Source organism: Pseudomonas sp. JL27(2026) (assembly GCF_056933555.1).
This window is the reverse complement of sequence record NZ_CM167794.1, coordinates 2,736,328-2,749,653: the sequence shown is the minus strand read 5'-3', so window position 1 is coordinate 2,749,653 and position 13,326 is coordinate 2,736,328. Positions and strand designations below refer to the sequence as shown.

The window sequence follows — 13,326 nt, the reverse complement described above, 5'->3', positions numbered from 1 at the left end:
ACTGACTGGCGGCTATTGGCCAGCCATCACTTAAACGTCGCACAGATGGGGAAAATAGCGACTTACGCACCGTCTCCCACCCAACAAGTTCAGAAGTTCAAGAAAACAACACCTACCAAATCTGGTAGGTGCCACAGAATCTGCCTTCCTACATATTCGGATCCGCTATATGCGAACGCGACGTGCACCATTGACAACGGCGCACATAAGAAGAAGTTCGCTCATCACCTCTAATAACAGCAGATGCCTATTTATGACGCACTTTATACAAAGACCTACGCGTCATACCCCCACTTAATATCAGACAAGCTTTAGAAGACGCATGGCCTGGTCATTCCACAGGGCCCGTCTCCAGGAAAACGTCGATGATCATTAAAGCCGGATGCTACCTTCTTTCGCTCTCACTGCTCAGCGCCGCGCCTGCCATGGCGGTCACTCAACCTGCTGAAGGCACGCCGCAACAGCGCGCCACGGCGCTGACCCAGTCCATGACCCTGGACGAAAAAATTTCGCTGCTGCACCTGCCTTTCGGGCTACCGGTCAGGGGCGCGCCCATACCACCGGGTGCACTGGGGACAGCGGCCTACTGGCCAGGGATCGCCCGTCTCAACCTGCCGGCCCTGCATATCAGCGACGCAAGCCTGGGCGTTGCCAACCCCAGCGGCATTCGTGTCGGCGACAACGCAACGGCCATGCCTTCAGGGCTGGCACTGGCGGCGACATTCGACCCCACACTGGCCCGGGCCCAAGGCGAGGTAATCGGCCAGGAGGCGCACGCCAAAGGCTTCGCGGTGATGCTCGCGGGCGGTGTGAACCTGACCCGCGAGCCGCGCAACGGTCGCAACTTCGAGTACCTGGGCGAAGACCCGTTGCTGGCAGGCACCCTGGCCGGCCAGAGCATCGCGGGCATTCAAAGCCGCAATGTGGTGTCAACCATCAAGCACTTTGCGCTCAATGCCCAGGAAACCGGCAAAGTCATGGTCAGTTCAAATCTCCAGGAAGCTGCGGCCCGTGAGTCGGACCTGCTGGCGTTCCAACTGGCCATCGAAACCGGCCAGCCTGGCGCGGTGATGACCGGCTACAACCGCATCAACGGCGTGTACGCCGAAGAAAACGACTTCCTGATCAACCAGGTACTGAAAGGCGACTGGAAGTACCCTGGCTGGGTCATGTCCGACTGGGGCGCGACCCACTCCACGGAAAAAGCCGTGCTGGCCGGCCTCGACCAACAGTCGGGCGAGAACCTGGACCCCGAGATCTTCTTCGGTGCACCGCTGAAAAAAGCCGTGACCGACGGTGCCGTATCACAGGCCCGGCTCGATGACATGGTCGCTCGCATCCTGCGCAGCCTGTTTGCCGTGGGCAGCCTGGACAACCCGGCGACCGTTGCCGCCGTCGACTTCGACAGCCACGCCCGCGTAGCCGAAAGAATTGCCGAACAAGGCATCGTGCTGCTCAAGAACGACCACAACCAATTGCCCCTGGCCAAGGACCTCAAGCGCATTGTGGTCATCGGCCGCCATGCCGACAAAGGTGTGCTGTCGGGCGGCGGCTCCAGCCAGGTCATTCCCGTGGGCAGCCTGCGGGTTCCCTCGCCGGTCAAAAACAATCCGTTTATCGACACAATCATCTATCACCCCTCCTCGCCGCTGGAGGCTATCCGCGCTCACGCCGGCAAAACTGAAATCATCTACAACAACGGCTCGGACCTGGCGCAGGCCACCCAACTGGCCGGCACGGCCGATGCGGTCATCCTGTTTGCCGAACAATGGATGGCCGAGGCCATCGACGCCCGTGACCTGAGCCTGCCCAACGATCAGGAACAACTGATTCAGGCCATTGCCGCCGCGAACCCCAGGACCGTGGTGGTGCTGGAAACCGGCGGGCCGGTGAAGATGCCGTGGCTCAAACAGGTGCCAGCAGTGGTCGAGGCCTGGTATTCCGGCTCCAGGGGCGGCCAGGCGATTGCCGGCGTGTTGTTTGGCCGGGTTAACCCGTCCGGGCGCCTGCCCATGACCTTCCCCCAGGACGAACAACAATTGCCACGCCCGCTGATGCAGGACCCAGCGACCACCACGTCCAACCCCGGCGAACCGCGTCGGGGCCTGTTTGATGTGAGCTACGACATCGAAGGGGCGGACGTGGGCTACAAGTGGTTCGCCCGCGAAGGCAAGACGCCGCTGTTCCCCTTTGGTCACGGGTTGTCCTACACACGTTTCACCTACGACCAGCTCAACGCCAGCGTCGACGAAGACGCTCGACTGGTGATCCGCATGGCGGTGACCAACCACGGCGGTCGGTCCGGGACCGACACCCCGCAGTTTTATGTCAAGGGGCTTGAAGGCATGCCCGCGCGCCTGGCGGGATGGCAACGCATCACCCTGGCCCCCGGTGAAACAGGTCAGGTGTCAGTGACTGTCGACCCGCGCCTGCTGGCCCGATTCGACTCGACAAACAGCGGTTGGCATATCCGCCCCGGCCAGTACCGCATCAGCGCCGGCATCAACGCCCTTGAGCACCCGCTGTCGACCCAGATTGAACTGAAAGAACAACGCCTGGCCCCTTAGGCGCAGCGTGACGACGGGGGGAAGTGCCGCAGGGGCAATCCCCCGTTCATAGCCGATGCCCATGCTCATCACGCGACGTGCCGAGCACAACCCGATGCACTCGACAACGGCCTGAACGGTTCATCAGTGCGTTGCACTCACTGTTTAAAAATAACTAATTAGTGGAGAGATGTATGGACGCAACTCTGAATACTGTCACCGCTCGCCCAAATAACCACGCGATCCTTGGCGTCACCAATAACGATGACTCCAGCGCCTGCCTGATTATTAACGGCAAAATTATCGCGGCCGTACAGGAAGAACGTTTCAGCCGGATCAAGGGGCATAAAGGATGGCCGCACAAGTCCATCGAACATGTACTTAAAGCCGCCAATCTGAGTATCCACGAAGTAACGGACCTGGCTTACGGGTGGTCGGCGGGGTTCAACCCGGAACTGCACTTGAACCTGTATACCGAACGTCTACGGGAAGTGGACAGCAACGATACCGTTACCTGGAACTGTATAAACGAGCGTATTCACAATGAAATCAAAAACGACAAAAGTGCACGCACCGAGTTTGTCGATTTTGCAACCAGCAGCGGTTTCAGTGGCTCGACCCACATGCTCGACCACCATGAAACTCACGCACTGGGCGCGTACATCTGCTCGGGGTTCGACGACGCCCTGGTGGTGACATGTGATGGCCGGGGGGATTTCCAGTCCCTCACCGTCACGGACTACACCCAACTGAACGCACAGGTACTGCAACGCGAGACCTCGACCGACAGCCTCGGTTACTTTTACGGGCGCATCACCAAACTCCTGGGCTACCTGCCCAACCGTCATGAAGGCAAAGTCACGGGCCTGGCGGCCAAAGGGAATCCTGAAACCTGCATGCCACTGATGCAGAAAATGATCGGTCTGGAAAACGGCCGGCTGCGCGCCAACTGCGGGCCGTGGTTTCAACCCTATTACGATGAGTTCTCCGAAGAGCTGCGGCTGGAAGTCGCCAAGTACCGCCCGGAAGACATTGCGGCCGCCGCGCAGAAACACCTCGAAGACCTGATTACCGCCATCGTTTCCAACCACATAGCAGCCGACCGGCCGCGCAACGTATGCCTGGCCGGGGGGGTCTTCGGCAATGTGAAACTCAATCAGCGTATCCGCGAGCTACCGGGCGTCAACACCGTTTACGTGCTGCCCTGCATGGGCGATGGTGGCCTGGCGCTGGCCGCCGCCGTCGCGGCTTCGGCGAAGAAATACCGGTTGAGCCCCAACCTGGACACCATGGCCCTGGGCCCGGACCACGACGACACGGACATGATCGGCGGTGAACTGTCCAGAGACGGCCTGAATGTCTACGGCGCAAACATCCAGGACGAAATGATCGACCTGATCGGCCAGAGCAAAATCATCGGCGTGGTGCGTGGTGCGATGGAGTACGGCCCACGAGCCCTGTGCAAACGCTCGATCATCTTTCATGCACGCGACAAGTCCATCAATGACTGGCTGAACAAACGGTTGAACAGAACCGAGTTCATGCCGTTCGCCCCCATTACCCCGGAAAACCTGGCCCACCTCTGCTACAACCAATGGTCTGTCGATGACCGTGCGGCGCACAGCATGACCATGACCTATGACTGCACCGACCTGATGAAAGAAATGTGCCCTGCCGTGGTACACGTGGACGGCACCGCCCGGCCGCAAATCATCAGCGAAAAAGCCGACCCGTTCCTTTACGAACTGCTGAACAAGTGGTTCCAGTTGACCGGTGAACCGTCCTTGATCAATACCTCGTACAACCGCCATGAAGAACCGATCATCAACACCCCCCAGGAGGCAGCCACCACGGTGCATGACGGGATCGTCGAAGCCCTGTTCATCAACGACCAGCTCGTTGTGAAGCGAAAGTAAGGAACCGCCATGCCAGCGCCAGCGAAAAAAACAGCCCTGCTGCTCGACATGGACGGTGTGCTGATCGACTCACGGGAGGCGATCGAATGGGCGTGGGCCGAGGCCGCGAAGCAGTTCGGCTACACCCTTGATGCCCAGCAGATCGAGGACCACATCCATGGCATTCCCGGTCCGCAGACCCTGCTTCGGCTGTTCTACGACCTGGCCCCACACCAACAGCAACAGCTGTATCAACGGGTGTTCGAACTTGAGAAGGACGCCTTCTCGCCGCTGAACGTCGGCATGCAGGAACTGATGACGCAGAGCAAGGCCCGGGGCATGCCCCTGGGGCTGGTGACCAGCAGTTGGCGAGAACGGGTCGAGCATATCCTGAACATCCATGACCTCACGTCGATGTTCGACGTAATCATCACCCGCAGTGACGTCAAGCATGGCAAACCGGCGGGCGATCCGTATGTCCAGGCCAGAAGCGCCTTGAATGTCGAGCATGCAACGGCAATCGAAGACTCGATCTCCGGCGTCAAGTCGGCGGTGGCGGCCCGCTGCTACACCTACGGCTACGCGAAAACAGCCAGCCTTGGGCAAGAGCTGATCAGTCACGGCGCCAACCAGGTCATCGACACCTTTGAATCATTGACGCTGTATAACGGTTGAACGATTTGCCAGGGAGGCACCCGAACATCATGAAAATCAGCGTCATCATTCCGACCTACAACCGGCGGCAACTGCTGGACTTCACGCTGGACGCACTGCGCAAGCAGACACTGGCCAAGGACCAATATGACGTCATCGTGGTCGATGACGGTTCAACCGACGACACCCGGGCAGTGGTCGACAGCCACCGGCCGTTTCAGGACATCAAATACATCTATCAGGACGATCTCGGGTTCAGGGCCGCCGCCGCGCGTAACCTGGGCATTGCCTCCAGCAAACATGAGATCTGCGTGGGCATCGACACCGGCATTCTGCTGCACAAGGATGCATTGCGCTGCCATCAGGCCGCCCATGAAAGCGCGCCCCACGACATCGCCGTCAATGCCTACACCTACGCGTTCCAACAGCACGACGCCACGGCCCGGCAACTGATCCAGGCCATTGACCTGCAAGACCTGGAAGGCACGTTGCGCACCTTCGAACACCAGAAAATCCACCTGGACATCCGGGAAGAGGTGTACAGCCACTTTGCCGATGACATGAACCGGATGCCCGCGCCCTGGGCCTTGTTCTGGGGCTGCCATACCTCGGTCAAACGCCAGGTGCTGCTGGACGTCGGGTTGTTCGACAACCGCTTCGAGTCCTGGGGCTGTGAGGACGATGAGCTGGCCTATCGGCTCTACAAGCAGGGCATTGCCTTCAAGCTGTGCCGAAACGCCTGCGGGATTCACTATCCCCACCCCAAGAATGAAACTGCAAACACCGACAGCGGCTTGCGAAACCTGGAGTACATGTACGCCAAGCACAATGACCCGGTGATTCTGGAACGCGGCGAAAAAGGCTGGGAAAACCTTAACCTGATGTCGGCCTGAATGCCGAATCAACACCTGCACGCCGCCTCAATCACGAACACGTAAACGGACCTACGATGAGCGAAAAGCCGACACCCACCCTGCAATGCGCCACTCAGCTCTGGGACTACATGTCTTCGGGCCGGCAACACGCACCCAGCGATGCAATCATCGTTTGTTGTTCTTATGACCTGCGGGTGGGAGAACACGCCTGCGCGCTGTACAAGCAAGGCCTGGCGCCCGCGATCATCTTCACCGGCAATAAAGGCAACTGGACTCACCACCTATGGGAAGACCCCGAATCCCATGTTTTCCGGCGCCTGGCCCTTGAATCGGGTGTGCCTGCCAGCGCCATTTTCGTCGAGGACAAAGCCACCAATTTCGGTGAAAACATTGCCTTTACCAAAGCGCTGTTCGGTGAGTTGAACAGCGCCATTGTCCTGACCAAACCCAACGCCATTTTGCGCCTTGGCCTGGTGGTGAAAAAAGTCTGGCCCGAGCTGCGCGCCTCCCTGGACGCACCGGACATCCGGTTCCCGGCCGATGTTTCCAACATCGTCGGGCTGTACGGTTTGATCGAGGAAATGGTCGGTGACGTGCAGCGGATCATCGAGTACCCAAAACTCGGCTTCCAGGCCGAACATACCCTGCCAGAGTCGGTGCTCAATGCATGGGACTATCTGGTCAAACAGGGCTTCAGCGGCCATTTGATCAAGGCCGCGCAAGAATGATGCGATGAGCGCCCCCTCTTCAGTCATGAGCCGAGGAGCCTTGCACCTGGCCTGGCCGATCCTGATCGAGCAACTGCTGCGCTTGTCCGTCGGGCTGATCGACACCTTCATGATCAGCCATATCTCGGACCAGGCCGTTGCGGCGGTGGGATCGACCAACCAGATCAATGTGCTGGCCATCCTGCTGTTCGGGCCGCTGGCCATTGGTTCGAGCATCCTGACCACCCACCACCTGGGTGCCAATGACCGGGCCGGGGCGAACCGGATCGCCAGGAACGCGATGACGGCCTGCACGTGGCTGGGCCTGATCATCAGTGCGTTGGTGCTGCTGTTTCCGAGCGACATTTTCGCGGCCTTGCACCTGTCCTTCGATTTGCGCGAGCTGGCCTATCCGTTCTTGATGCTGGTGGGCGGCACACTCTTCATCGAGGCGCAGATGCAGTGCCTTTGCGCGGTTCTTCGCGCCAACGGGCATACCAAGGCCCCCATGATCGTGGCGCTCGCGCAAAACATCCTGACCCTGGGTGGTAACTATCTGTTGCTGTACGGGCACTTCGGCCTTCCCGAACTCGGGGTGCTGGGTGTGTCCATCTCCACGGTGGTCAGCCGGATCATTGCCTGCTGCATCCTGTGGTTTCTGGTAAAACGCCATACCGGCTTCATCTTTGGATTCAAGCACCTCGTCAGCTTCGACCCACGCGCCTTCAAACGCATTCTTCAACTGGGGCTGCCAGCGGCAGGCGAAGGCATTTGCTGGTTCCTGGGCTACATGACCATCACCGCCCTGTGCGCCAGCCTGGGCGGCAACACCCTGGCGACCCTGACCTACACGATTCAGATCGTCTTGATGGTGATGGTCTACAGCATCGCCATCGGCCTGGCCACGGAGATCATCGTCGGGCACATGATCGGTGCCGGGGACATCGAGGCGGCCAACCGGCAACTGCACCGAAGCCTGAAAATCGGCCTGATGATTGCGGTGCCCATGTCCATTACCGTGGCATGCGCCACGCCTTTGCTGCTCGCCCTGTTTACCGACAACCCCGAAATCATCTCCACCGGCGCCAAGTTGATGCTCATCGGGCTCATTCTGGAACCCGGCAGGGTCCTGAACTTTGTCGTGGTCAACGCCCTGAGGGCCACCGGGGATATTCGCTACATCCTCTTGGTCGCGCCCCTCTCCATCTGGGGAATCATGGTGCTCGGCGGCTGGACACTGGCCGCGCACTTTGAACTGGGGCTGATTGGCATCTGGATCGCCATGACCCTGGACGAATGGTGCCGCGGCCTGCTGATGTACCGCCGATGGCGCAGCGGACAATGGAAGCAGCATGCCCACCAGGCCAGGCTGGACGTCACGCTTGAGTATTGATCAACCGAGCCGCACGGGCTCAAACCACCTGCAATGGGAGTCAGTATGGATAAGGACAAGGATAACCAGGTGATCGGGATGTACGAGGCATACCCCTACCCCACCTTTGGCAACCACAACGATTACGCGGGGACATTCCTGATCCCCGCGATCAGGAGCAAGGCGATCAAGGGCCGTGCCCTTGAAGTCGGCTGCGGCACGGGCTGCGTCACCGTCGACTGGGCCGAACAATGCCCAGAGCTTGAAATCCTGGCCTTTGACCGCTCACAGAACTCGATTCGTTATGCCCGCGACCTCAAGGTCTCCAGGGAAGTGGCCAACCTGACGTTCGAGCAGCGCGACCTGAACGGAGATAACCCCGACCTCAAGGGCTTTGATTTTGTCTATTGCCACGGCGTGCTCCATCACCTGCATGACATCCAGGCAGGCTTGAACAAGCTGTTCCACTTCGTGCGCCCCGGCGGCTACTGCTACCTCTGGACCTACGCGACCCTGGGGCGCAGGGAGCTGCATGACTTGCGCGAGATGCTCGCGCACCTGACGATCGACGCGTCCCACCCCGACAGATTGAAGCTGATCGAGGAACTGATCCCGGCGCATTTCCGTCCGTTGGTCTATGGCGAAGAAAAAACCGAACAAGAAAAACTGATCAACCTTCACGACGTGGTTTATCACCCTCGCGACGGCGACTTCCGGGTAGAAGAACTCTATGGCCTCGTTGAACAGGCCGGCTTCAACTTCATCCAGATCTTCGAGGCCAACGGTGCGCCCTGGCCGGCACCAAGCGCCCTGTCATGGTCAGAGGCGCTGATTGAGCGCTGCGAGCAGCTGCCACGCCGTCAGCAAGACACCTTGGTGGAGTTGTTCCTCAAGCCTGCGGGCATTGGTTTCATGATCCAGCGCCCGGAATAAAAGCGTTAAAAGGACAACCTCATCGCCAGGGCGGCCAGGGTCACCAGCAACACTGGCACCGTCAGCACGATCCCGACCTTGAAGTAGTACCCCCAGCCGATGCGGATGTCCTTGCGTTCCAGCACATGCAGCCAGAGCAACGTGGCCAGGCTGCCGATCGGCGTGATTTTCGGCCCCAGATCACTGCCGATCACGTTGGCGTAGACCATCGCTTCCTTCACTACCCCCGTGGCCTGACTGGCGTCAATCGACAAGGCGCCAATCAGCACGGTCGGCAGATTGTTCATGATCGAGGACAGCAACGCGGTCAGCAGCCCCGTGCCCATCGCAGCGCCCCACACCCCATAATCGGCAAACACGTCGAGCCAGCCGGCCAGGTGTGACGTCAGGCCCGCGTTGCGCAAGCCGTACACCACGAGGTACATGCCCAGCGAGAAAATCACGATATGCCAGGGCGCCTCTTTCATCACCTTGCGCGTGGAGATCTTGTGCCCTCGGGCGGCGATGGCCAACAGCAACGCGGCACACACCGCCGAGATTGCACTGATGGGAATACCCCAGGCTTCAAGGACAAAACAGCCGAGCAGCAAAATCACCAACACGCACCAGCCCGCCATGAACGTGGCTTTATCGTGGATCGCACTGGCTGGGTCCGCCAGGTCTTCGGGAGCATAATCGCGTGGAATGTCTCGACGGAAAAACCACATCAGCACCGCCAGCGTCGCACCGACACTCACCAGGTTCACCGGCACCATCACCGCTGCATAGCGGTTGAAACCGATGTGAAAGAAGTCCGCCGAGACAATATTGACCAGGTTCGACACCACCAGCGGCAGGCTCGCGGTGTCGGCAATGAACCCGGCGCCCATCACGAATGCCAGGGTCGCGGTTTTGGAAAAGCGCAACGCCAGCAACATCGAGATGACAATCGGTGTGAGGATCAGCGCCGCACCGTCATTGGCAAACAAGGCTGACACCATCGCCCCCAGCAACACCATGTAGGCGAACAGCTTGCGTCCACTGCCGCGCCCCCAACGCGCAACATGCAACGCCGCCCAGGCAAAGAACCCGGCCTCGTCCAGCAGCAGGCTAATGATGATCAGCGCAACAAACGTCCCGGTGGCGTTCCAGATAATCCCCCAGACCACCGCAATATCGCTGACCTGCACCACGCCGGCCAACAGTGCCAACACGGAGCCCAGCACCGCACTCCAACCAACGCCCAGGCCTTTGGGTTGCCAGATCACCAAGGTAATGGTCAGCAGAAAAATCAACGACGCGGTCAGCATGCGCAGCAACCTTTGAAGAGCAGAATGTGAAAGACAGGAATCAGCAGCAGCGTGTCGGCCGCTCGTTCATTGCTTGCAGGCGCTGCACGTCGGCAGCGAGCCAGGCCTGATTGGCCTCAAGCGTGCCTTGCAGCAAAGTGACCGCCCAGGGTGGCAGTTGCGGGTGCAGGCGATAAAAAATCCACTGCCCCTGACGGCGATCGGCAAGCACCCCGGTGCTGCGCAACTGCGCCAGATGGCGAGAGATTTTGGGTTGACTGAGGTCCAGCGCTACGGTCAGTTCGCACACGCACAGCTCGCCTTCGCGAACAACCAGCAACGCAATCCTGCTGCGGGTATCGTCGGCCAGAGCCTTGAACAGCGCTGTGGGGTCGAGGGTTTCGGACATGAACCTGAAATCGCAATACATATGGATTAGCGAATATATTGAATTCCACCCATCCCGTAAAGCCACGAATTCAATTGCCCCCAAATGGCGCGCGGTGTCCCCGCGCACCGTCCGGCATTGCGTCAGGCCTTCTTGTGCAACTCGACCCAGGCGCCATAGGCATTGATAAATTTTTGCAGGAATGGCCGTGTCGCTTCGGATAACGTGCCAGCCTCATCAAACATCGAGCCCGCGCCGCTCAGGTAGGCTTCAGGCTGCTGCATGCAAGGCACATCAAGGAAAACCAGCGACTGGCGCAGATGGTGGTTGGCACCAAAACCGCCAATGGCGCCGGGCGATGCGCTGATCACGGCACCCGGTTTGCCGCCCCAGGCACTCTTGCCATAAGGCCGCGAACCGACGTCAATCGCGTTCTTCATGGGGGCCGGAACCGAGCGGTTGTATTCCGGTGTCACGAATAGCACTGCGTCGGATGAGCTCACCTGATTTCGGAAAGTGCTGTAGGCTGCGGGCGGTGTTACGTCGATGTCTTCGTTGTAGAGCGGTAAATCGCCAATTTCGATGATGTTCAGCTTGAGATTTGCCGGAGCCAATTCGGCCAGCGCCAACGCGACTTTGCGGTTGATCGACTGTTTTCTCAAGCTACCGACCAGCACAGCAACCGTATAAACCTTGCTCATGGGGAGTTCCCGACTATCTGGCTAAAGGAGCCAGTAGTTATAGATGATTCGGCGCAATCAATGCACGCCGATTCACAGAATCGCCCCACTCGACTATTTTTTTCCCGCAGGAAAACTTACCGCGCTTAACGACGGTCTACAGAACCGCAAATTGAGTGTCTTATCTCCAGAGGTTCTAAGCAGATGGCAGCAGTACTCGTCGGACAATTCCATGCAAGAGACGCCGAAGGCCGTGTCTATTCAGTGCATGAGTTCCAGGAATCCACCCCGTCTTCAGACGGCATCGCCGGCTCAGAGCCCGTTACCACCTATCGCCTGGCCATTGGCGATCGCGTCAACAAGCTCGACGAGAATGAGTTCTTGCTGGTGCAGTCAAATGTCACCATCATCCGCGAACCGGAAACCAACGCGGCCTCATAACCCGGTGTTATGAGCAGAAGTCATATGCGCGGACTTGGGTTAGGATTCAGTCACTGAATCCCTCACCTGCTGAACATGGACTTCACGCATGCGTTTACGTCATATCGAAGTGATCCAGGCGCTCCTGCAAACCAGCCATTTGGGCACCGCTGCCGAAATGCTGCAGTTGCCGGTGGCTGAGGTCGAAGAGACTTTGCGCGACGCCGAGGGGCAACTCGGTTTCATGTTGTTCGCCAGTGTGCGTGGGCGCTTGCAGGCGACCCGCGAAGCACGTGAGCTGCACGTAGAGATTGCCCGCATCTACGAAGCCATTGAACCGCTGCAACGGCTGGCCAGCAGCCTCAAGCAGTATCAGGCGCCCCCCCTGCGAATTATCTGCACCCCGCCCCTGGCAGAGCACTTGTTGCCACATAGCATCGCAACCTTGCGCCGACGTATCCCCGATGTGCCCTGCTCACTCCTCGCCCAACCCACCCGCGACATCGTCAGGAGCCTGCTGCTGCGCGAAAGCGACCTGGGTTTGAGCCTGCACGACCCCGAACACAGCGACATCCATTGCCAGGCGATCGCCCAGGGCAAACTCCAGTTGCTCGCCCCTCACGGCTGGCTGCAACCCAGGCAAAAATACATTGCCCTGCAAGACCTGGCCGGCCAGGCGCTGGTTGGGCTGGAAGGTCATGACCCGCTGAATGCGATGTTCGAAAGCAAGTTGCAGGCGTTACGCCCCGCGCCGGTGATCCAGACACGCGTGCAGACCCACCAGATGATGCGCAGCATGGTCGAGGCCGGTGAAGGCCTGGCCATCGTCGACCCGTTCACCGCTCGTGGCGCCAAGGCCAGCGGGCTGGATGTCTGCCCTCTGTCACCCGCCGTTCCGATCAGCCTTTACGCCCTGAGCCTGGCCAATGCCACGCCTTCGCCTGCGACACAAACACTGCTGGCCATCATCACCGAGCAGGCTACAACGCTGTTGACGGGCTGAGCACGCTCTCCAGCGGGTTATCAAACAGGCGATACCAGAAAATCGCCACCTCGGCGGTGTTCGGGTCGATCCCGCGATAACGCAGATGGTCAATCCCGCCCATCACATACCCGCAGCGCTCATAGAGCCGACAGGCGCCGAGGTTGTTGTTCTGGGTTTCCAGCATGATGCCCGGCAGCTTCTTCTTGCGGCTCCAGAACTGTGCAACGTCCAGCAACGCCTTGGCCACGCCATGACGACGTGCCGGCGCATGCACCGCCAATTCGTCGATATGGGCAAAGCCGTTCCAGTTAGTGCTGACCACCACATGCCCGACCGGACAGTCGTCCAGGAACGCCATGAAAATCTCACTGTCAGGCGCATCGCGAAAGCTGCCGAACTCCTCCGGATCAATGCCGTAGCACTTGCGATACGGGGTGATCGCCTCAAGCGGCCACTGCTCGACCGCTAGACCCAATTGCGGCGTGGCGTAGGCGCTGACATTGAAACTGAAATCGCTGCCCCAGACATACGGGGCAAAGCCCTCGTCGGCAACGCGCACCGCGAGTCCGGGGTACTTGGGGTTCATGACCGGTTGCATGCTGG

13 protein-coding genes are annotated in these 13,326 nt (G+C 59.5%); 9 read left to right on the top strand and 4 right to left on the bottom strand.

Features of this window, described 5'->3' with window-relative positions:
• The first annotated feature begins 365 nt into the window (after positions 1–365).
• From AC1Z1G_RS12535 to AC1Z1G_RS12505, 7 genes are all read left to right on the top strand, one after another.
• Entirely contained in the window at positions 366–2,567 is a 2,202-nt protein-coding gene (locus tag AC1Z1G_RS12535) for a beta-glucosidase (RefSeq protein ID WP_483627362.1), read from the top strand.
• Between the two features lie 173 nt (positions 2,568–2,740).
• Complete coding sequence (locus AC1Z1G_RS12530; RefSeq protein WP_483627360.1) at positions 2,741–4,462, top strand: carbamoyltransferase C-terminal domain-containing protein; 1,722 nt, start codon at positions 2,741–2,743, stop codon at positions 4,460–4,462.
• 9 nt (positions 4,463–4,471) lie between these two features.
• Positions 4,472–5,116, top strand: coding sequence for an HAD family hydrolase (locus tag AC1Z1G_RS12525; protein WP_483627358.1), 645 nt, complete (start codon positions 4,472–4,474; stop codon positions 5,114–5,116).
• A gap of 29 nt (positions 5,117–5,145) precedes the next feature.
• The gene (locus AC1Z1G_RS12520) at positions 5,146–5,988 is read left to right on the top strand and encodes a glycosyltransferase (RefSeq protein ID WP_483627356.1); all 843 of its coding nucleotides are present in this window, start codon (positions 5,146–5,148) and stop codon (positions 5,986–5,988) included.
• Positions 5,989–6,044: 56 nt separating this feature from the next.
• Positions 6,045–6,698, top strand: coding sequence for a YdcF family protein (locus AC1Z1G_RS12515; protein WP_483627354.1), 654 nt, complete (start codon positions 6,045–6,047; stop codon positions 6,696–6,698).
• Between the two features lie 4 nt (positions 6,699–6,702).
• Complete coding sequence (locus tag AC1Z1G_RS12510; RefSeq protein ID WP_483627352.1) at positions 6,703–8,070, top strand: MATE family efflux transporter; 1,368 nt, start codon at positions 6,703–6,705, stop codon at positions 8,068–8,070.
• Positions 8,071–8,115: 45 nt separating this feature from the next.
• Positions 8,116–8,982, top strand: a complete 867-nt coding sequence (locus AC1Z1G_RS12505; RefSeq protein WP_483627350.1) for a class I SAM-dependent methyltransferase — start codon at positions 8,116–8,118, stop codon at positions 8,980–8,982.
• A gap of 5 nt (positions 8,983–8,987) precedes the next feature.
• On the opposite strand, the gene AC1Z1G_RS12500 is transcribed toward AC1Z1G_RS12505, so the two are convergent.
• The 3 genes from AC1Z1G_RS12500 to AC1Z1G_RS12490 form a co-directional block, all read right to left on the bottom strand.
• Positions 8,988–10,271: an arsenic transporter gene (locus tag AC1Z1G_RS12500; protein ID WP_483627348.1), complete on the bottom strand. Its 1,284-nt coding sequence runs from the start codon at positions 10,269–10,271 to the stop codon at positions 8,988–8,990.
• Positions 10,272–10,311: 40 nt separating this feature from the next.
• Positions 10,312–10,659, bottom strand: coding sequence for a metalloregulator ArsR/SmtB family transcription factor (locus AC1Z1G_RS12495; RefSeq protein ID WP_483627346.1), 348 nt, complete (start codon positions 10,657–10,659; stop codon positions 10,312–10,314).
• Between the two features lie 122 nt (positions 10,660–10,781).
• The gene (locus tag AC1Z1G_RS12490) at positions 10,782–11,339 is read right to left on the bottom strand and encodes an NADPH-dependent FMN reductase (RefSeq protein WP_483627345.1); all 558 of its coding nucleotides are present in this window, start codon (positions 11,337–11,339) and stop codon (positions 10,782–10,784) included.
• Between the two features lie 183 nt (positions 11,340–11,522).
• On the opposite strand from AC1Z1G_RS12490, the gene AC1Z1G_RS12485 reads away from it, so the two are divergent.
• On the top strand, positions 11,523–11,759 hold the full coding sequence (locus tag AC1Z1G_RS12485; RefSeq protein ID WP_483627343.1) for a hypothetical protein: 237 nt from the start codon (positions 11,523–11,525) through the stop codon (positions 11,757–11,759).
• An 88-nt stretch (positions 11,760–11,847) separates the two neighbouring features.
• A complete protein-coding gene (locus tag AC1Z1G_RS12480) occupies positions 11,848–12,741 on the top strand; it encodes a LysR substrate-binding domain-containing protein (RefSeq protein ID WP_483627341.1) in 894 nt (297 codons plus the stop codon).
• On the opposite strand, the gene AC1Z1G_RS12475 is transcribed toward AC1Z1G_RS12480, so the two are convergent.
• Complete coding sequence (locus AC1Z1G_RS12475) at positions 12,719–13,321, bottom strand: GNAT family N-acetyltransferase (protein WP_483627340.1); 603 nt, start codon at positions 13,319–13,321, stop codon at positions 12,719–12,721. The two genes, AC1Z1G_RS12480 and AC1Z1G_RS12475, sit on opposite strands and share 23 nt — an antisense overlap.
• Positions 13,322–13,326 lie beyond the last annotated feature (5 nt).

Bases quoted from the DNA above. Each gene is read 5' to 3' on its own strand.
- AC1Z1G_RS12525 (WP_483627358.1), top strand. From the start codon at position 4,472: ATGCCAGCGCCAGCGAAAAAAACAGCCCTGCTGCTCGACATGGACGGT.
- AC1Z1G_RS12495 (WP_483627346.1), bottom strand. From the start codon at position 10,659: ATGTCCGAAACCCTCGACCCCACAGCGCTGTTCAAGGCTCTGGCCGAC.
- AC1Z1G_RS12505 (WP_483627350.1), top strand. From the start codon at position 8,116: ATGGATAAGGACAAGGATAACCAGGTGATCGGGATGTACGAGGCATAC.
- AC1Z1G_RS12485 (WP_483627343.1), top strand. From the start codon at position 11,523: ATGGCAGCAGTACTCGTCGGACAATTCCATGCAAGAGACGCCGAAGGC.
- AC1Z1G_RS12520 (WP_483627356.1), top strand. From the start codon at position 5,146: ATGAAAATCAGCGTCATCATTCCGACCTACAACCGGCGGCAACTGCTG.
- AC1Z1G_RS12535 (WP_483627362.1), top strand. From the start codon at position 366: ATGATCATTAAAGCCGGATGCTACCTTCTTTCGCTCTCACTGCTCAGC.
- AC1Z1G_RS12500 (WP_483627348.1), bottom strand. From the start codon at position 10,271: ATGCTGACCGCGTCGTTGATTTTTCTGCTGACCATTACCTTGGTGATC.
- AC1Z1G_RS12490 (WP_483627345.1), bottom strand. From the start codon at position 11,339: ATGAGCAAGGTTTATACGGTTGCTGTGCTGGTCGGTAGCTTGAGAAAA.
- AC1Z1G_RS12530 (WP_483627360.1), top strand. From the start codon at position 2,741: ATGGACGCAACTCTGAATACTGTCACCGCTCGCCCAAATAACCACGCG.
- AC1Z1G_RS12475 (WP_483627340.1), bottom strand. From the start codon at position 13,321: ATGCAACCGGTCATGAACCCCAAGTACCCCGGACTCGCGGTGCGCGTT.
- AC1Z1G_RS12515 (WP_483627354.1), top strand. From the start codon at position 6,045: ATGAGCGAAAAGCCGACACCCACCCTGCAATGCGCCACTCAGCTCTGG.
- AC1Z1G_RS12480 (WP_483627341.1), top strand. From the start codon at position 11,848: ATGCGTTTACGTCATATCGAAGTGATCCAGGCGCTCCTGCAAACCAGC.
- AC1Z1G_RS12510 (WP_483627352.1), top strand. From the start codon at position 6,703: ATGAGCGCCCCCTCTTCAGTCATGAGCCGAGGAGCCTTGCACCTGGCC.